15 protein-coding genes and 1 pseudogene are annotated in these 19,988 nt (G+C 46.9%); 13 read left to right on the top strand and 3 right to left on the bottom strand.

Annotated elements, in window-relative coordinates; translation table 11 throughout:
* Nucleotides 1-3 precede the first annotated feature (3 nt).
* The 10 genes and pseudogenes from carB (at nucleotide 4) to LPY66_RS14485 (ending at nucleotide 10,953) form a co-directional block, all read left to right on the top strand.
* Nucleotides 4-3,180, top strand: a complete 3,177-nt coding sequence (gene carB, locus LPY66_RS14530) for a carbamoyl-phosphate synthase large subunit (protein WP_337984982.1) — start codon at nucleotides 4-6, stop codon at nucleotides 3,178-3,180.
* Nucleotides 3,181-3,257: 77 nt separating this feature from the next.
* A complete protein-coding gene (locus LPY66_RS14525; protein ID WP_337984981.1) occupies nucleotides 3,258-4,085 on the top strand; it encodes a dihydroorotate dehydrogenase electron transfer subunit in 828 nt (275 codons plus the stop codon).
* A complete protein-coding gene (locus LPY66_RS14520; protein ID WP_337984980.1) occupies nucleotides 4,072-4,992 on the top strand; it encodes a dihydroorotate dehydrogenase in 921 nt (306 codons plus the stop codon). The genes LPY66_RS14525 and LPY66_RS14520 overlap by 14 nt, the downstream gene beginning before the upstream one ends.
* A gap of 15 nt (nucleotides 4,993-5,007) precedes the next feature.
* The gene (pyrF, locus tag LPY66_RS14515) at nucleotides 5,008-5,730 is read left to right on the top strand and encodes an orotidine-5'-phosphate decarboxylase (RefSeq protein WP_337984979.1); all 723 of its coding nucleotides are present in this window, start codon (nucleotides 5,008-5,010) and stop codon (nucleotides 5,728-5,730) included.
* A gap of 227 nt (nucleotides 5,731-5,957) precedes the next feature.
* Nucleotides 5,958-6,722 carry a basic amino acid ABC transporter substrate-binding protein gene (locus LPY66_RS14510; protein WP_337984978.1) on the top strand — a complete coding sequence of 255 codons (765 nt, stop codon included), beginning with the start codon at nucleotides 5,958-5,960 and terminating at the stop codon, nucleotides 6,720-6,722.
* 224 nt (nucleotides 6,723-6,946) lie between these two features.
* A pseudogene (locus tag LPY66_RS14505) lies at nucleotides 6,947-7,603 on the top strand (amino acid ABC transporter permease).
* Complete coding sequence (locus LPY66_RS14500; protein ID WP_337984977.1) at nucleotides 7,600-8,319, top strand: amino acid ABC transporter ATP-binding protein; 720 nt, start codon at nucleotides 7,600-7,602, stop codon at nucleotides 8,317-8,319. Before LPY66_RS14505 ends, LPY66_RS14500 begins: the two are co-directional and overlap by 4 nt.
* 90 nt (nucleotides 8,320-8,409) lie before the next feature.
* Nucleotides 8,410-9,312: a DMT family transporter gene (locus tag LPY66_RS14495; protein WP_337984976.1), complete on the top strand. Its 903-nt coding sequence runs from the start codon at nucleotides 8,410-8,412 to the stop codon at nucleotides 9,310-9,312.
* Between the two features lie 81 nt (nucleotides 9,313-9,393).
* Nucleotides 9,394-10,002: an orotate phosphoribosyltransferase gene (gene pyrE, locus LPY66_RS14490; protein ID WP_337984975.1), complete on the top strand. Its 609-nt coding sequence runs from the start codon at nucleotides 9,394-9,396 to the stop codon at nucleotides 10,000-10,002.
* 390 nt (nucleotides 10,003-10,392) lie between these two features.
* Complete coding sequence (locus LPY66_RS14485) at nucleotides 10,393-10,953, top strand: thermonuclease family protein (RefSeq protein WP_337984974.1); 561 nt, start codon at nucleotides 10,393-10,395, stop codon at nucleotides 10,951-10,953.
* Between the two features lie 232 nt (nucleotides 10,954-11,185).
* Here the strand turns inward: LPY66_RS14485 and LPY66_RS14480 are convergent, their stop codons facing one another.
* The 3 genes from LPY66_RS14480 to LPY66_RS14470 form a co-directional block, all read right to left on the bottom strand.
* Nucleotides 11,186-12,019, bottom strand: coding sequence for a DUF6544 family protein (locus LPY66_RS14480; protein ID WP_337984973.1), 834 nt, complete (start codon nucleotides 12,017-12,019; stop codon nucleotides 11,186-11,188).
* Nucleotides 12,020-12,023: 4 nt separating this feature from the next.
* Nucleotides 12,024-12,482 (bottom strand): MarR family transcriptional regulator, encoded by a 459-nt coding sequence (locus tag LPY66_RS14475; RefSeq protein WP_337984972.1) that lies wholly within the window; start codon nucleotides 12,480-12,482, stop codon nucleotides 12,024-12,026.
* Between the two features lie 193 nt (nucleotides 12,483-12,675).
* Nucleotides 12,676-14,535, bottom strand: a complete 1,860-nt coding sequence (locus LPY66_RS14470; protein ID WP_337984971.1) for an Rqc2 family fibronectin-binding protein — start codon at nucleotides 14,533-14,535, stop codon at nucleotides 12,676-12,678.
* Nucleotides 14,536-14,788: 253 nt separating this feature from the next.
* Between LPY66_RS14470 and LPY66_RS14465 the strand changes: the two genes are divergently transcribed.
* The 3 genes from LPY66_RS14465 to LPY66_RS14455 all read left to right on the top strand — a co-directional run bounded on the left by LPY66_RS14465 (nucleotide 14,789) and on the right by LPY66_RS14455 (nucleotide 19,851).
* Complete coding sequence (locus tag LPY66_RS14465) at nucleotides 14,789-17,539, top strand: calcium-transporting P-type ATPase, PMR1-type (protein ID WP_337984970.1); 2,751 nt, start codon at nucleotides 14,789-14,791, stop codon at nucleotides 17,537-17,539.
* A gap of 150 nt (nucleotides 17,540-17,689) precedes the next feature.
* Nucleotides 17,690-18,529: a diaminopimelate epimerase gene (dapF, locus tag LPY66_RS14460; RefSeq protein WP_337984969.1), complete on the top strand. Its 840-nt coding sequence runs from the start codon at nucleotides 17,690-17,692 to the stop codon at nucleotides 18,527-18,529.
* A gap of 86 nt (nucleotides 18,530-18,615) precedes the next feature.
* Nucleotides 18,616-19,851: an LL-diaminopimelate aminotransferase gene (locus LPY66_RS14455; protein ID WP_337984968.1), complete on the top strand. Its 1,236-nt coding sequence runs from the start codon at nucleotides 18,616-18,618 to the stop codon at nucleotides 19,849-19,851.
* The last annotated feature ends 137 nt before the right edge of the window (nucleotides 19,852-19,988 follow it).

The raw sequence follows: 19,988 nt of genomic DNA, 5'->3' as shown, positions 1-19,988 counted from the left end.
AACATGCCGAAAAAAAACTGGCAAAAAGTCATGGTAATCGGATCGGGACCCATTGTCATCGGACAGGCCGCCGAGTTTGATTACGCGGGAACTCAAGCTTGCCGAGCCTTGCGGGAAGAAGGGATTGAAACCGTATTGGTCAACTCCAATCCCGCTACCATTATGACAGACAAAGAAATCGCTGATAAAGTCTATATTGAACCGTTAACGATAGAGTTCTTAGAGAAAATAATTGAAGTCGAGCGTCCGGATGGGCTGCTCCCGACGATGGGCGGGCAAACCGGCTTAAATCTCGCTTTCCAGTTGGCAAAAGCCGGGATATTGGAACGCTGCGGCGTTACTCTCTTGGGTACTTCATTGGATAGTATCAGCCAAGCGGAAGACAGAGAACTGTTTCGCAATTTGATGCAGGAAATCAATGAGCCGATTCCCGCCAGTATCATTGTTTCTGATGTGGGGGAAGCACTGACATTTGCGAAAGAAATCGGTTACCCTGTTATCGTTCGTCCAGCCTTCACGTTAGGGGGTACCGGCGGCGGAATAGCCAGAGATCCTCAGAGTTTGGAGACCTTTGCAGCCAGTGGAATAAAAGCCAGTATGATTGGACAGATCCTGGTGGAGAAAAGCGTTGCCGGCTGGAAGGAAATCGAGTACGAAGTTTTAAGGGACAGCTGCGGTAATAGTATCACGGTCTGCCATATGGAGAATATGGACCCGGTTGGGGTGCATACCGGCGATAGTATTGTTGTCGCACCCTGCCAGACCCTGACGGATAAAGAAGTCCAAACCCTGAGAAGTTCTGCTTTGAAAATAGTGGCTGCTTTAGGTATTGAAGGCGGCTGCAACGTTCAGTACGCCCTGCATCCGGAACGCTTGGAATATTGCGTTATCGAGGTAAATCCGCGTTTGAGCCGGTCGAGTGCCCTGGCATCCAAAGCAACCGGGTACCCCATCGCTAAAGTCGCCGCCAAAATAGCCGTCGGCTATACGTTAGCGGAATTGACCAACGCGGTCACGGGAAAAACATCCGCTTGCTTTGAACCGGCACTCGACTACGTGGTCGTCAAAATCCCGCGCTGGCCGTTTGATAAATTCTCCGATGCGGACCGCCGCATAGGGACCCAGATGAAAGCCACCGGCGAAGTCATGAGCCTGGGCCGGAATCTGGAAACCGCCCTGTTAAAAGCAGTGCGCTCTCTGGAGATAAAGGCTTTCGGTATCTTGTTGGAGGAGATGGAAACTCTTTCGGATTATGAGCTGGAAAAGCGCTGCAACCAACCGGAAGATACGCTTCTCTTTATCATCGCGGAAGCTTTTCGCCGCGGATGGTCCCTGGAGAAAATCAACCGCTTAAATGAATGGAACCCCTACTTTTTGAAAAAAATTCAGGGAATCGTCATGGCTGTACCTGTGATCAGAGACAATCCCTGGAACATGGATGAATTGACGAAAGCCAAACGCATCGGGTTTTCCGACCGAGAGATCGCGCGGCTTTGGCAGACGCAGGAAGATGTGGTGTATGCCTTCAGAACACAGCACAATTTAACGCCGGTATTTAAGATGGTTGATACGTGCGCCGGGGAATTTGAAGCGACAACGCCCTACTTTTATTCCAGTTACGATGTTGAAGACGAGGCTCTGCCAACGAACAGGCGGAAAGTGGTCGTACTTGGATCCGGGCCGATTCGTATCGGACAGGGTATTGAATTTGACTACTGCTCGGTCCATGCCGTAAAATCCTTGCGTAAGGCTGGAATTGAGAGCATCATTATTAACAACAATCCGGAAACGGTATCCACCGATTTTGATACCGCCGATCGGCTGTATTTTGAACCGTTGACGATGGAGGATGTTACCGCCGTACTGGAAAAAGAAAAGCCCGAGGGCGTTGTTGTTCAATTTGGCGGGCAGACAGCAATTGGCTTATGCAAAGGACTTGCGGGTCGCGGGTATACTATTCTGGGTACGACCGTGGAAGATACGGATAGAGCTGAAGAAAGAAGCATCTTCGATGATGTTCTTCAGGAAATCGGGGCACGCCGGCCCCGGGGCGGGTGCGTTTACTCACTTAGCGAAGCGGAGAAACTCGCCGGGGATATCGGATTCCCCTTGATTGTACGTCCTTCCTATGTCCTGGGCGGCCGCGCGATGCAGATTGTCTATGAAGCACAGGAACTTCAAGGCGTTTTTGAAAAAGCACAGGCGGATTTTCCTGGTCAGAGCATCTGGATCGACCAATATCTGCTGGGCAAGGAAGTAGAGATCGACGCTATCTCCGACGGTGAAACAGTGTGTATCCCAGGAATTATGGAACACTTAGAACGGGCAGGTATTCATTCTGGCGACTCCATTGCCGTTTATCCGCCGCAGACACTGCCGTCATCGATTATCTCTGTCATCGAAGAGCTTACCATATCCATTGCCCGGTCCCTGCGGGTCAAAGGACTGCTCAATATTCAGTATGTCATCTATGAAAATGAAGTCTATGTCCTGGAAGTGAATCCGCGCTCCAGTCGTACCGTTCCGTTTTTAAGCAAGATCACCCAAGTTCCGATCGTGGATCTGGCCACCCGAGTGATCCTTGGCGAAAAGCTGGCAGACATGGGAATCGCCACCGGTCTTTGGCCAATCGGAGATAAAGTAGCTGTCAAAGTCCCGGTTTTCTCCTTCTCCAAGCTGCATCGCGTTGAGCCTTCCCTCGGCCCGGAAATGAAATCCACCGGTGAAGTCATGGGTATTGACTATAACTATGAAAAAGCCTTATATAAAGCGCTGATCGCTGCAGGGATGCAGATCAAGGTCCATGGTACCCTGCTGGCAACATTGGCGGATAGGGACAAACAAGAGGGAATTGCGCTCGTTAAGCGTTTTGTTAAGCTGGGATTCAGAATCATCGCCACCCAAGGTACGGCGAAAGCAATCGAAGCCGCCGGCATAAAGGTTGCGACTGTGGGCAAGCTGCATAGCGGTTCAGCCGACATTCCCGAGCTTATTCGCCGCGGACAGGTTCAATGCGTCCTGAATACGACGACAAACGGACGCAAGACGGAAAGCGATGGGTTTGCGATACGGCGCAGTGCGGTCGAATACGGTATTCCCTGTTTCACCAGCATGGATACAGCGGAGGCCTGGCTGCATGTTCTCGAGCTGAATTCGCCGAGTATTATTGCTTTAAGTTAAAATAGCTGATAAGTTAGTGATATCCTACAAAAAAACGCTGGATCCTTTCTGATAGATCAAAGGGAGTTGAATGAATCGTGTACCTTAAAGAACGCGTAGTCGAAAACAGATTTGTCGGGCACCCTGCCCTGGGTATCTATAAGCTGGTCTTGAAAGGCCAGGCGGCCAAAGAAGCCAGACCAGGACAGTTTCTTCATATCAAAGTGAATAACACCAATGATCCTTTGCTAAGAAGACCGTTAAGTATCGCCGGTATTGACAGTGAAAAGGAAGAACTGACGATTTATTATCGGGTCAAAGGGAAAGGAACAGAATTACTTTCCCAGGTTGATGAGAACGATCACTTGAGTATATTAGGTCCTTTAGGCACGGAATTTTTAGTTCCGGAAGACGGTGAACTGTTGCTCATCGCCGGCGGAATTGGTATCTTTCCGCTCTATTCTTTGATCCAGGCGGCACAAAAGAAGAATATTCGGATGAAGCTGCTCTGGGGTGGAGAGAATAGGGGTTTTCTAGAGAGTGCCGGACTTAGCAGCCTCATCACCATGGGTTTGGATTTTGAGATAGCCACCATGGACGGCAGTTACGGTGAAAAGGGACTTGTTACGCTGTTGTTAGATAAATATCTTGAACATAAGCATACCGTGGAATTACGGCAACAGGGACTTCTGCAGGCGGCTGCCTGTGGCCCGAACGGCATGCTTAAAGCGGTTACGGATCGATGTCTGGCGCATGATGTCCCTATCGAAGTGTCACTGGAAGAACGGATGGCGTGCGGTGTCGGGGCTTGTGTCGGCTGTGTGTGTACCGTGATGGGGGAGGACGGACAGCCGGCCAGGAAACGAGTTTGTTCAGATGGCCCCGTATTTAAGGGACGGGAGGTTGTTTGGAATGCAGACTTTTGATGCCAGTACGGACCTGGCGGGTTTAAAACTCCGGAATCCGGTCATAACAGCCTCGGGGACTTATGGTTTTGGGCAAGCCTATACAGCGTATTGCCCGCCTACGGAATTGGGGGCAATCACACTGAAAGGGACTACACCCTTACCCAGATTAGGTAATCCGGTGCCGAGATTGGCCGAGACACCATCGGGCCTTTTAAATTCAGTCGGGTTAGAGAATCCTGGGCTTGACGTCTTTTTGAAGGACTATCTTCCGGAGATCCGATCCCTGGATACCGCACTTATTCTGAATATTTCCGGTTTTTCCTTGGAAGACTATGCGCTTATGGCCTCTTCTTTTCAATTGGGCTGTGGCATCGCGGCGTTGGAAGTCAATATTTCCTGCCCGAATATCAAACACGGCGGTATGGCTTTTGGCACCAATCCGAAGAGTGCGGAGGAGGCTATTGCCGTCGTTCGGAGAGAAACCGATTTGCCGGTTATTGCCAAATTATCACCCAATGTGACCGATATCACGGAAATGGCCAAAGCCGTGGAAAACGGCGGTGCGGATTGTGTATCCCTGATCAATACACTGTTGGGTATGGTTATCGATATCGCGACGCAGAAACCGGTACTCGCCAATACCATGGGCGGTCTATCCGGCCCGGCTGTCCGTCCTATTGCCGTCAGAATGGTCTATCAGGTATACCAAGCCGTCAAACTGCCGATCATTGGTATGGGTGGGATATCCACTTGGGAGGATGCCATTGAGTTTATGTTGGCAGGAGCGAGCGCAGTCAGCATTGGCACAGCGAATTTCAATGATCCGACGGCACCGATCACGATAGTGAATGGGATAAAAAATTATTGTTCAGCAAAAGGGTATCATTCAATCGGCGAAATCATCGGATTAGCTCACAGAAACTAGAAGGGGAACAAAAAAATGAATTCAATAGAAAAACCAATACATAGCAGAGAAAACCTGCAAGCCTTGAATGAAAAAGTCATGGTTGCCTTGGATATCAATACGACGGAGAAGGCGCTGGAATTGGCTGAACAGTTAGAAAAAAGCGGGTGTTGGCTTAAAGTCGGGCTGGAACTCTATGCGCTCTCGGGACTAAGCTTGATTAACAAGTTTAAGGAAATGGGATTCAATATTTTTTTGGATATGAAACTCCACGATATACCGACCACTGTGGAAAAAACACTGAAGGTTCTGACGGCATCGGGGGTGGATATGATCAATGTCCATTGCAGCGGAGGGTATGAAATGATGGCTCGCGCTGCTGAAGTGTGTCATAAGGCTGACAAACGGATTATTGGGGTCACGGTGTTAACCAGTATGAGCGGCGATGAGCTGAGCGCAATCGGGGTTCAGGGTAGTGCGGAGGAACAGGTTCTTAAATTAGCCAAACTGGCTCAAAACGCAGGCTTGGACGGTGTTGTGGCGTCGGCCCAGGAGGCTAAAGCGCTTCGCCAGGCATGCGGGAAAGAATTTCTGCTCGTAACACCGGGAATTCGTCCCTCCTGGAGTGAGAAGAATGATCAAGTACGGATTTTAACACCGCAGATGGCCTTGGAAGCCGGAAGTTCCTATCTTGTCGTGGGAAGACCAATCACCCTAAACGATGACCCAAGAAAAGCCCTGGAAAATTTGTGGCGGTGATGATGCCATCAATGCCAAAATAATTTGTTTTCATAAAGGGAACTGATCAACGACGATAATAACTTATTTTTGAATATATTTACATAATATTAATATATTTCCATATATTAATATTTTTTTTGTTATAATATTCATTAAAAACAATTTATTTTTTTTTTAAATACTTGTTACATGAACCTTCCGTGTGTAAAATTAAGAACAGAATATGTTATGGGAGGTTTCTGCTGATGTCGAAAAAGTTAATTACTACTATGCTTATTGGCCTTCTCGTATTATCACTCGGTTTATTTGGTTGTGGCAGTAAAACTACGGAAAAGAAAGTCTTGAATGTTGGCTCGGACACCGCGTTTGCTCCTTTTGAATATCAGGATGAAAAAACCAAAGAATATGTCGGTTTTGATATGGACCTGATCAAAGCAATTGGCGACGAAATGGGTTATGAAGTCAAGGTGCAGGGTATGCCTTTTGATGGTTTGATCCCCGGATTGGAAGCTGGTACCATTGATCTCGTTATCTCAGCTATGACAATCACGGATGAACGCGCTCTCAAGGTTAATTTCTCCAAACCGTATTATCAGTCAGGTCTGACCATTGTTGTTCGTTCCGATAATACGACAATCACCAGCTTTGATGATCTCAAAGGAAAAACGATTGCTGTTCAAATCGGAACAACCGGTGCCATGGAGGCCAAAAAAGTTGAGGGAGCCACCATTCGCGAATTCAATACAGCACCGGATGCTTTCCTTGAACTGAAAGCCGGCGGAGTTGACGCTGTTATCAACGATAAACCGGTTAACGATTATTACATCACCCAAGCAGGCGGAAAAGATGCGAAACAGGTTGGTGAGCCTTTGACCGCTGAGTCTTACGGAATCGCTAGTGCGAAGAAGAACACCGAATTGGCAGAAAAAGTTGATCAAGCTTTGGCTAAATTGAGAGAAAATGGTAAATATGACGAAATCTATACCAAGTGGTTTGGTGCACAAAAGTAAGATTGTCTTCTAAATGAGGGTGCGACAGAGGCCGTACCCTCATATCCTTGTTTAAGCTGAATAATTGTGTGCAGTTTTAGTTTGTTGAGATGGATTGACGGATTGTTGATTGTGATTTATACCTTTATCGATCAGAATATATATGATAGACTAAGTAAGCCTGTTTAATGATCCTTAACTCGCTGAGGGAATAACACAGGGTACTCTATATTAAGGGTGAAATTATGGACTTTGATTTTGGACTTATAGTGCGTTCTTTCCCGTTACTCGTTGCCGGGGCCGGTATCACACTGAAGATTACGGCTATCAGTGTCGGCTTTGGTCTTATAATCGGTATGTTTGTCGGAATCGCTCGACTGTCAAAATTTTGGCCTATCAAAATTCTGTCTGCTATATATGTTGATGTTCTCAGAGGCACGCCACTACTTGTACAAATTTTTATTATATACTGGGCTTTGCCAATGCTCTCAGGACAGCGTATCGACCCGTTTATTGCTGCAATCACAGCCTGCAGCGTTAACAGTGGTGCTTATATAGCCGAGATTTTCCGCGCCGGGATCTAATCGATAGATAAAGGCCAGACCGAGGCTGGACGGTCATTAGGAATGTCTTGGGCTCAAACCATGCGGTTTATTATTCTTCCCCAGGCTTTTAAACGGATCATTCCGCCGTTAGGGAATGAATTTATCGCTATGCTTAAGGATACATCGCTGGTGTCGGTCATTGGCTTTGAAGAACTGACGCGCCGAGGTCAACTGATCATCGCTACGACGTATGGCAGCTTTGAAATCTGGCTGACGGTAGCATTTCTATACCTGGTAATGACCTTTGTGATCTCCCGTCTGGTCGGCTATTTGGAGCGGAGGTATAACATCGAATGATCACGATCACGAATTTGCATAAAAAATTTGGAAAACTCCACGTGCTTAAAGGTGTCGATCTCCATGTCAAAGAAAAAGAAGTTGTTGTCGTTATCGGGCCGAGCGGTTCCGGTAAGAGCACGCTACTTCGCTGTATCAACTACTTGGAAGAACCCTCTGATGGAGCGATTGTTGTTGATGGGATCCCTTTAAGCAACAGTGCTAATATTAATACCGTCCGTACCGAAGTCGGGATGGTCTTTCAACGTTTTAACCTTTTTCCGCATATGTCTGTACTCAAAAACATTACCCTGGCACCGATGCAGGTCCGCAAAGTTTCTGCTAAAGAGGCAGAAAAAACGGCGATAGTGCTATTGGAAAAGGTCGGCTTATCCGATAAGGCGAATGCTTATCCGGAGCAGCTTTCCGGCGGACAACAGCAGCGGGTGGCCATTGCGCGCGCTTTAGCCATGCGTCCCAAAGTCATGCTGTTTGATGAGCCAACGTCGGCACTGGATCCGGAAATGATCAATGAAGTGCTCGATGTGATGAAAAACTTGGCCCATGAGGGAATGACCATGGTTGTTGTGACCCATGAAATGGGTTTTGCCCGTGAGGTTGGGGACAGAGTTATTTTCATGGACGAAGGTCGGATTATCGAACAAGGCGATCCCAAGACATTTTTTGCGGAAGCCAAAGAGGAGCGCACAAAAGCTTTCCTTTCGAAAATACTCTAATCTAACTATTCCAACTAATTCAACATTTATATAAGCGTTATTCCTTAGAGTGTCTAATTTTTAAAGAGTTTGTTTCTGAAGGAGTATACAATGAGTTCGCAAAAATCGAATGTCCTTCTTTTGCTGGCCGCTTTGATTTGGGGGCTGGCTTTTGTTGCTCAGCGCGTGGGCATGGAACATATCGGGCCATTTACCTTTAACGGCGTCCGTTTTGCATTGGGCGCTCTTTCTCTGCTTCCCTTAATGGTGTACTTCGATAGAAAACAAGGCAAAATGGATCAGGTTCCACACATATGGAAAGCGGCATTAAAGCCGGGTTTGATTGTCGGTCTTGTTCTCTTTTGCGCGGCTTCCCTGCAGCAAATCGGATTGATTTATACGGAAGCGGGAAAAGCGGCTTTTGTCACGGGGTTATACATGGTCTTTGTACCCATCGTGGGATATGTATTGTTCAAACAGCGTTTAGCGAAAACGGCTGTCCTGGGAACGGTCATGGCCGTTGTCGGGTTGTATTTCTTGAGCGTCAAAACAGGTTTTGAGATAGAGCGCGGCGATTTGTTCGAGTTATGTGGCTCTTTGTTTTGGACCGCGCATATTTTGATCATTGACGCTTATGTCAAACGGATCGATGCGCTTCGGCTGGCTTTTTATCAGTTTATTGTTTGTTCTGTACTGTGTATGGCAGCGGCCGTGATCTTTGAAACCATTACCTGGCAGGGCATCACCTTGACAGCGGTTCCGATTCTCTATGGCGGAATCTGTTCAGTGGGTGTTGCCTACACGCTTCAGATCGTGGGGCAGAAATATGCGAAACCATCTCAAGCCGCTATTGTTTTGAGCATGGAGACCTTATTTGCCGGTATTGGCGGATACTTTATTCTGAATGAACGACTGGGCAGCGTTGAGCTTTTAGGGTGTGTTCTGATGTTCGCCGGCATGCTTTTATCCCAGATCAGAATAAAAGACACGTCATTGAAAGATAGCCATGGCTAGACTAAAGGTCATAAAGTATTTTATTTTTAGAGATGAAGATGGTAAAATACAAAGCAAAATGATAAGAAGGGTGGACTTATTGTGACGAACTGCTGTTCTAATAATCAAAAACTAAGTAATGAAGAGATATTAGGCATTTTTATAGAAACAGGTGCTTTACTGAATGGCCATTTTAAATTGACATCCGGCAAACATAGTGCGCAATATATGCAGTGCGCCCAGGTTTTACAGTATCCGAGAAAAGCGGCTGTACTGGGTAAAGAGCTCGCGGATAAATTCACGGGAATGGAGATCGAGACAGTCATCGGACCGGCAATGGGCGGAATCATTGTCGCCCATGAAGTTGGCAGATCCCTCGGTGTCAAATCAATCTTTACCGAAAGACAAGATGGCGTCATGGCTTTGCGCCGAGGATTTAAACTCGAGCCCGGTGAAAAGGTTCTGGTCGTTGAAGATGTGATCACAACCGGCGGGTCGGTGAAAGAAGTCATTGAAATTGTTAAGGAAGCGGGTGCTGTGCCGGTGGGTGTCGGCGTTTTGGTTGACCGCAGCGGCGGCAAAGCAGATTTTGACGGGATAGAACTGCATAGCTTGATCCAGTTGAATATTGAAGCCTTTGAACCGGAAAATTGTACGCTTTGTCAACAAGGAATACCATGTGAAAAGCCGGGTAGCAGGGGCATCAAATAAGCCTTCCAATCCCGTGCAGATAATTTTCAAATACCTTGCCACTTCGTTTTATGAGCTATTATTCTTGACCGGTCAGTGTATGACCGGTCTCAGTATAACTAGTACAACGCTCTCTAAATAACTGGACATTCAGCTTCATAGCACGGTCTGCGTACCACAATTCCAGCGCCAAGCGGCGCATGGAGGCGAAGCGCAACGGTCCATGGATGGACCTAAGTTAAAATTCGCCAAGGAGGGCAAAAGAATTTTAACTTCCTTAATGCAAATTCACGGATGGCGCAAGAGCCGAAAGCGGAATGTGGTGCGTGGACCGGACCCTAACAAATATATTTGTCTAATTATCATAATACTAGGTGACCGGGAAAAATTTTTGAGAAATGTGAATATCTAATGAGTAAAAAAAACATCACAACGAAACGAATAAGTTATCTGGTAATCATAGGTGTAATCCTGTTTTCGGTCGTCTATGGACAGAAAACAGGATCACATCTTATTGCGGCATTAAAAGCGAACGACAGAAATGATATCCCTGTGGACTTAATGGGTCCTTATCGTGTGGTCAGGGTGGTGGACGGCGATACGATCATCCTCGATATTAACGGGAAAAATGAGCGGGTCAGGCTGATCGGCATTGATACACCGGAATCTGTGCACCCCGATCAGGATAAAAACGTACCCTATGGAAAAATCGCCGCCGATTATACGAAATCGTTACTGGCAGGCCGGTCGGTGCAAATTGAACGCGATGTCGAGGAGCGCGATCGGTATGGCCGTCTGCTGGCTTATGTTTACCTTGATGGTGAAATGGTCAATAAAACACTTTTGGCGGAAGGGCATGCCAGCGTGGACACCTATCCGCCAAACGTCAAATATGTCGATGAATTTATAGCGCTTCAGAAACAGGCCAGGGAAGCGGGGAAAGGATTTTATTCCGATACTAGTGCATTGTAAACTCTAAAACCGTAATATAATTGCGAGCAGATTTCTTGTAAGACAAGGCGGTCGCTCCTTGCCCTCCATGGCATCGCGACACTAGGCCATCCTTGGCCGTCGGAGGCAAGGCATACCGAGCGTATGCCGATTAACGTCCACGGATGGACTAATGCCGCGGACACCATGGAAGGTGTAGGAGCGGCAAGACAACGCAGTATTACATGAAATTTGCCGCAAGGATGTACAGGAATTAGGGTTTACATGGCACTAGGTCTCCGTCAAAATAAATATGGTCGCCTTGGGGATAATGCCAGATGGCTTTAAAATTGGTTGGTTTGAGGATCCCGTTGTCATTTCTTGTGTAATCGGAGCATACGGCTGTCCAGGAAACGCGTTGCTTCACCCCGTCAAACCCGACCGCCATACGGTCATTTGTCGTAAACGAAAGCATTTCGCCTGTGGCACTGAAGGTAAAAATGCCTTCGCCTTGCATACCGAAGTAATTGATGGTCGCTTTGGCATGGGTATCATCGATTGCTTCCCACGTGATATAGTTTTGGAGAGCAATATTAGGGACATACAAGCATTCGGCCAGGACCGTTACAAGACAGGCTTTATCCATTTCAGCACCCTGTTGGTCAAATAAAGTAAACGCCTTGGCGATGACTCCTTTCATCGAACCTTTTCCTTGACTGAAGCTATCGAAACCTTGAAAGGGTATTCCGTACAGCGCGCTGTCAATAAAGGCTAAACGGTTGGGTACTTCTACAAAGTTATACTGTGTATAATCCATCTTAAGCGTTGCTTTACCGACACCGGTAGAAAAAGCAACGTTTTTGAATTCTGTTTTCAGCCAAGCCATTTTCGGGGTCCCGATATAACCGCAGTGAATAAAATATTTCTGTATGGGCGTCGGTAGATCGGCGATATCCTGCTGCCCAAAAAGCGCAGTTCCTTCTCCGGACTCAGAGATCAACCGGTTGGCCAATTGATAAAAATCGGATTTTAATGGGGAATAAGGCTGAATAAAATAGAGGGCGATTACGAGGATCAGTGCAATTACACTTAAAATGATTGACGTCATTTTTCTACTCCTTAACTTCCGCATTTTCTTTCTCCATCGTGATCATATTTTCTGTAAGTTGGATTAATCCTTGATACAATCCGCTCGTTAATTTCAAGTCAAATCCATGAAATAGGTTTTGTATAAATGCGACTTCTTTTTGGCGACGTGATTCAAAATAATCGTTAAACTTGGGAGTCAGATGGATCCGTAATGCTCTGGCATCGGTGTTATCTTTGACGATGCGGACAAACTCCCTTTGTTCGAGTGCATCTGCCATGCGCTTGGCGTTCTGCCTGGAATAACCAATATGCTCTGCGACTTCACTCACGGTGGGCGCTGACTTAAACTGGGCGACACAGGCCAAGAACAGCCATTGCTTGATGGTTATGTTTTTATCAAAAGCATCACCCAGTACCTGGAGCCTGTTGGCCAAAACAAAAATATTGCCGAAGATAAATGCCTGTTGTTCTATTTCGTTCACTATTTCACCTCTCATAATTACTGTTCCTGGGAATGGTCATTCACAAGATAAGCACATCCATGGCGTCGCCGTCCTAAATCATTTGTAGGTTTTTAGGAAAACATAGCCAAAAACAAAAGGTAACATGTTACGTATATTATATACGTAACATGTTACCTTTTGTCAATCTCTTTTCCGAAATTGTTTTTATTTTTTAGGTTTCGGTGGAGAGGAGACGGTTAATGGTGTCCTGATCCGGGGTTAAGAGCAGGGACCAGTTTTGCTCGTAAACGACCATCCCGGGCTTTGCTCCGCGGGGTTTCTTAATCTCGCGGACATGGGTATAATCCACCGGAACGTGGGATGAGCCACGGGCTTGGCTGTAGTAAATTGCCAGTGCTGCGGCATCAAGCAGGGTCGGATCATCCGGGAATTCTTCGCCTTCCGTCAGTGGAACAATGACATGGGATCCCGGTATATTTTTTACATGCAGCCAGAGGTCCCCTGGTTTTGCTTCGCGCCAGGTCATACAGTCGTTTTGCTTATTGTTGCGTCCGACGATAATTGTTTTGCCAGTTTGTGAAGAATAATGATGAGGAATAGAGTACACCGGGGCTTCTTTCGCTTTTTTGCCGCCGGTGCCGGAGCGGTTGCCCTTGCCGGCAGCGAGGCCTTTCCCCCCGGAGTGCCTGGCATCGTCCCCCTTACCGTGTTTCCATGCGACATACCCTTGATCGATCAGTTCCTGATAGACTTCACCCAGTTCAGTATCATTCGCGGTTTGATCAATGCTTAGGAGTAAAGACTGAAGGTATGCCATCTCTTGGCGGACATCTTCCTGAAGGGGTAGTGTGTTTTTTATCGTCGACTTGGCTTTGCTGTATATTTTGTAATACCGTTGCGCATTGTCGATTCCGGATAGATTCGGATCCAACGTAATTGTCAACGGCTGATATTCAGGATCAGTATAGTCTTCGACTGTGACTTCCTTCATCCCGGGTGTCAATTTATACAAGTTGGCCGTTAATAGTTCTCCCAGTTTCTGATAGGCCAGTCCTTTTTGGGCTTTGGCAGTGGTCTCCGTGTAGATACCGTCTTTTTTGATCACATGGCTTAAATGGTCCTGAACAACCTTGCGCAGTGAACCCTTTTTTGCATCGTTTTTATTGGAAGTATTTTTCTGAGTATAATACAGGTCCACCGTATCATTCAGACTGGAGAGGTCCTTTCGGTAAAGATCCGCGTATTGCCGATAAGGAACAATCGAAAAAGCTGTGGGTGTCTGCTTATCTTTGTCCGACGCATAATAGACGCAGGGAGCGAGCGGCAAGACGGCTTTATCTATCAAAAAATACGCATAGGCCTGATACAGTCGGCTTAAATCGATTTCACCGCAGTTATCCAGTACGCTATTCGGATCGAGCTCGGCTCTCAGGACGATTTCTCTGGCAAGTTCCGGACTGATTCCATCAAAGAACATGACTAAGATGTCGGAGATTCTTCTGTCAAGCGGTGTCTCCAAAATTTTCTGCATCCACTTTTCTTCATTACCCATCGGTTCGATTTTATTTTGTGATGGTGGCGCCACATAACGTCTTCCGGGAAGAACTTCGCGGTGACGGCTGAGAAGATGCGAATATCGGCGAATACCGTCGAGAATGATGTTTGTTTCCGAATCGACCAGGATCAGGTTACTGTGCTTGGCCATGATTTCCAAATGCAAGTCATAATTCTGCAGATCACCGCGCTCATTGTAATTCTGAATGGTCAGGGTAACGACACGCTCTAAACCAACTTGGCGGATAGCAATGATTTTACCGTTTTCAATGTGCTTGCGCAGAATCATGCAAAACATCGGCGGAGTGAGGGGGTTCTTTTTGCTTTCAGAACTGAGGTGGAGCCGGACAGCGGTACTTCCGGCGTTTAATAATAGACGCATATTTTTACCCGATCCGCGTATGATCAGGTGGATCTCTTCCTTTTCAGGCTGCTGTATCTTGTCAATGCGGGTGCCGATTAACTGCGGCTGAAGCTCTTTGATCAAATGGTAAAGAGTAATACTGTCTAATGCCATAATGTGTATCCTTTCAGAATGGGATGCGTTGGTATTCAGATATGTTGAGATGTTATCAGTATAGCATAAGGACGGCTGAATTTCTCGAATTCCATTGTCCACCTATATTGCCATCGTAACGTGCAAATCGTATACACAATCATCTGTCAGGCAGTACTTTTTTCTGGACAGGCTGAATAGCATTACTATGAGGGAATGCCTTATTGAATTTATGCAGGCAGGAAAGATTCACAAAGAAAAAGGAGGCACACGAATGCAGCGGCAGATTTGGCATATCATGACAGATGTTGAAATATGCAAGGGATTTCGGGTCGAACCGGGAAAAGGCCTTAGCGATAAGGAGGTCACCCGAAGACTGGCGGAATTCGGTAAGAATACATTGAGTATCAAAAAGGGAATTAATCCGGTTTTCTTGTTTTTGGGTCAATTCAAGGATTTTATGGTGATGGTCCTGATGGTTGCTACGTTGATATCGGGATTATTGGGTGAAATCGCAGATGCTGTAACGATTCTGGCTATTGTTTTTGTGAATGCAATTTTAGGGTTTATTCAGGAATATCGTGCCGAGAGATCCATGGAAGCCCTGCGTTCTCTAGCTGCTCCCGAAGCGATGGTACTGCGTAACAACACAACGGTACGCGTGCCCGCTTCGGAACTGGTTCCCGGTGATATTGTCATGCTGGATGCAGGTGATCGTATACCGGCAGATATCCGCTGGCTGAAAACAACCAATATCCGTGTTGAGGAATCGGCGCTGACAGGAGAATCCCAACCCACAGCCAAAGTAGATCACCCCCTATTGGATGAATACCTGCCAATAGCAGACAGAAAAAATATGGGCTATATGGGGACGATCGTTGTCAATGGCCGTGGTCTTGGTGTCGTAGTTGCCACCGGAATGGATACGGAAATGGGAGTCATTGCCGGAATGATTCAGGAAGTGCAGGACGAGGAGACCCCTCTTCAGAAAAGACTCGCCCAACTAGGCAAATGGTTGGTGACAATCAGTGTGGCAGTCTGCGTGGTCGTTGTTATTACCGGGATCCTGCAAGGCGAGAGTTTTGAAAAAATGTTCTTTGCCGGCGTTTCGTTGGCAGTAGCGGCAATCCCGGAAGGTCTACCGGCTATCGTTACGGTTGCATTGGCCATTGGTGTACAACGGATGGTCAAGCGCAATGCAGTAATCCGTAAACTGCCGGCAGTAGAAACACTGGGCTGTGCGACGGTTATTTGTTCGGATAAGACGGGGACACTGACACAAAATGAAATGACAGTGCGCAGGATATTCTGCGATAATCAGATTATTTCACTGACAGGACAGGGTTATGACCCTAAAGGAGAATATCATGGCATCAATCCCTATAAGGAAAAAGGCCCCCTGCAAGAATTGTTAAAATGCGCAGCCCTATGCAACAATGCCGTGCTGACTAAAAAAGGCGTCCGGGTAGTCGGGTTATTTCGTGGCAAGAATCCGGACAGCGTTTGGGGGATCGATGGCGATCCCACAGAAGGTGCATTATTAGTTGCTGCAGCGAAGGCGGGTATCTGGCGTGAAGGGCTTGAACGGAAGGAACAGCGGGTCGCTGAGATTCCTTTTGAATCCGAGCGTAAACGGATGACAGTTATTTATAAAAGCAAAGATGCCTTCACGGCTTATGTAAAAGGGGCTGCCGATGTTATCTTAGGCTTATGTACACAGGAGATGACCAAAGATGGTGTTGTCCCGATGACCCCTGAGAGACGGAAGAAGATTCTTGCCTATAATGATGAGATGGCGACGCATGCCCTGAGAGTCCTGGCCCTGGCTGTCAGAGACATTCCCAAGAGTGATGTCAGCGGCGAGGTGGAAGATAATCTCACGTTCCTTGGCCTGATGGGGATGATTGATCCTCCGCGTACCAGCGCTATTAAAGCCATCAAAATATGCCAGGCAGCCGGTATAAAACCGGTGATGATCACCGGTGATCATAAACTGACAGCACAAGCGGTGGCCAAAGAGTTAGGGATCATCAAAGGCACAGATGAGCACGTCGTGACCGGTATAGATCTTGACCAAATGAGCGATGACGATCTGGAACATCAGGTCATGGATATTTCTGTTTTTGCCAGAGTGGCACCACGAGATAAATTGCGCATTGTTCGGGCGTATAAAAAGAATAAACAAATTGTGGCGATGACTGGTGACGGTGTTAATGATGCGCCGGCGGTTAAAGAAGCGGATATTGGCGTCGCTATGGGACAAACAGGGACGGATGTAACCAAGGAAGCCTCAGCCATGATCATATCTGACGATAACTTTGCAACGATTGTGGCTGCAGTTGAGGAAGGGCGGGGAATCTATGACAATATCCGCAAATTCATTCGTTATCTTTTGTCCTGTAATCTCGGGGAAGTACTCACAATGTTCTTGGGAACACTGACCGGACTGCCTCTGCCGCTGTTACCTATACAGATACTGTGGGTGAATCTGGTAACGGATGGGTTGCCTGCTATGGCCTTGGGTGTTGACGGATCCGAACCGGATATTATGAAAAGAAGTCCGCGCCTGCCCGGAGAAAATGTTTTTGCCAAAGGTCTGGGAAAAAAAATATTGATACGAGGAACAATAATCGGACTGGGCACGTTGCTGGTATTCGTTATTGGATTATTTTACGGTACAAGTTTACTGGCAGCTCGGACAATGGCGTTTACAACATTGGTATTCTCGCAGCTCTTTCATGTATTTGATTGCAAATCGGAACGCAGAGGGATTTTCGAGGTGGGTATATTCTCTAATCCCTTATTAGTCGGTGCTGTAGCCGTTTCAGTGACCATGCAGCTCTGTGCGATTTATCTGCCTTTTATGCAGACTATTTTTAAGACGACGGCACTTACTGGCTGGCAGTGGATTGTAATCCTGCTCGTTGCCGGCGGACCGAGTGTAATCATCGGTTTGATTCGCATGATAGGAAATGCCGCGAAAACAGACAGCCCCAGGCCACGTTTGATACAGAAGAAACTATGACACAATTCAATCCTGCCGGTGGTGTTGAGTCCGGCATAACATTTTATGCCGGACGGATTATGTATACTTCTGTCAAAAATATTGACCCCGAGGCTAATCTCATAGTATTCTTTAGAAAAGGTTAGAAAAGGTTAGAAAAGGGGAACCTGTATGGATTTTGTGAAAATGCATGGTCTGGGAAACGATTTTATCTGCCTGGATCATTTTCTTTTACATGACCCTATGGATTATTCCGAAATAGCGGTTCGCGCCTGTCATCGTCGTTTCGGGATTGGCGCAGACGGATTGCTCGTCATCCTCGCTTCGGATAAGGCTGACGCACGGATGCGTATATTTAATCCGGATGGTTCAGAACCGGAGATGTGCGGCAATGGGATACGCTGTTTTGCCAGATATGTCTATGATCGCGGCTATGTCAAAAAGAAAGCAATGACCATCGAAACGCTGGCGGGGATTCTTTCGGTTAACTTGGAAATCAGTGAGGAAGAAGTGGTTGGAGTAACCGTCAATATGGGTGAACCCTGTCTTGTTCCGGGTTTGATTCCGGTTTTAGCTGAAAAAGAGAACGCTTTAAATGAAAAATTGATTGCCGAAGGCCAAGAATTCCTATTCTCGGCTGTGTCGATGGGCAATCCGCATTGTGTTATTATCGTCGATGATCTGGACGCGCTGCTGTTCGAATCACTGGGACCAGCCATTGAAAAACACCCGCTTTTTCCGAAAAAAACGAATGTTGAATTCGTACGGATCGATAATCCGCAGGAAATTACTGTAAAGGTTTGGGAACGAGGGGCAGGACCGACGCTTGCCTGTGGGACCGGAGCCTGTGCCTGCGTTGTCGCGGCTGTATCGGCAGGTAAAACCCAGAGAAACGTGACTGTCCACTTGCCCGGCGGAGATTTGGAGATTGCATGGAATAAGGATAATACGGTGGATATGACCGGACCGGCTGTCTATGTCTTTGAGGGGAAGACATTAGAGAATCGCTAGTGCTGACTGATCGCCTAGCGATCAAGCAAGGAATATATTTACAAATTAAATATTGAAATACATAAACTATCAGGAGAGTGAATACGATGGCTTTTGTCAATGAGAACTATCTAAAATTACCCGGAAGTTATCTTTTTTCGGAGATTGCTCGCCGGGAAAGACAATTTCGCAGTGAGAATCCGGATTGTGATATTATCAAAATGGGGATTGGGGATGTAACCAAGCCCCTGTCATCCGCTGTCGTCGAGGCGATGCATCAAGCTGTTGATGAAATGAGCGGCCAGAAGACTTTCCGGGGTTACGGGCCGGAGCAGGGGTATGAATTTCTGATCGAGAAAATCATCGCCCATGATTTTACGCCGCGGGGTGTTAAACTCAGTGTTGACGAAGTCTTTGTCAGTGACGGTGCTAAGACAGATACTGCGAATTTCCAGGAACTATTTGGTGTTGACACTGTTTTTGCGGTGACCGATCCTGTCTACCCGGTGTATGTTGACAGCAACGTTATGGCAGGACGTACGGGTTTATATAACCAGGAAAAAGGTCAATATGACAGGATCGTCTACCTGCCGTGTAATGTGCAGAACGGCTTAAAACCGGCACTTCCGGACGTCAAAGTCGATTTGATTTATTTGTGTTATCCGAATAACCCAACGGGGATGACCCTTTCAAAAGATGAATTAAAAACATGGGTCGACTATGCACGGAACAACAGAGCCATTATCCTTTTCGATGCGGCTTATGAGGCATTCATCCGAGAAGACGGTGTTCCCCACAGTATTTTCGAAATCGAAGGAGCCCGTGAGGTCGCCGTAGAATTCCGGAGTTTTTCCAAGACTGCGGGTTTTACCGGGACACGATGCGCGTATACGATCGTTCCTCAGGAAGTGATGGTCTACGATAGCAATGGTCAAGCCCATAGTTTAAATAAACTGTGGCTGAGGAGACAGACCACGAAATTTAATGGCGTTTCTTATCCGGTTCAGGCTGCAGCAGCGGCTGTCTTTTCAGAAGCGGGTCAGAGACAGATCAAGGAAACGATCGATTACTATATGGCTAATGCAGCGATTATCCGTGAAGGATTGGAGAATGCGGGCTATACGGTTTTTGGCGGGATTAACGCACCGTATATCTGGCTGAAGACCCCCGGACAGACGGGGTCATGGGAATTCTTCGACAAACTGATGCGGGAAGCACACGTTATCGGAACCCCTGGGGCTGGTTTCGGAGCAAGTGGCGAAGGGTTTTTCCGGTTAACCGCGTTCAATACGAAGGAAAATACCGAGAAAGCCATTGAAAGAATCAAAACACGATTAAGCTAAAATCGATACGAGCATCATTCGCATCATTCAGATTAAACGGATAACTCCCTCCGATAGTAGGTATTTCGTCGCCTGTTGGGGGGAGTTTCCATTATCCGCCTTGCCCACAGTGTCGTATCAGTGTTATGATTAGCGTT

The organism is Dehalobacter sp. DCM, from assembly GCF_024972775.1.
Taxonomy (GTDB): Bacteria; Bacillota; Desulfitobacteriia; order Desulfitobacteriales; family Syntrophobotulaceae; genus Dehalobacter.
Note: the sequence above shows the minus strand (reverse complement) of the source record. Positions and strands in the feature narration are given on the sequence as shown.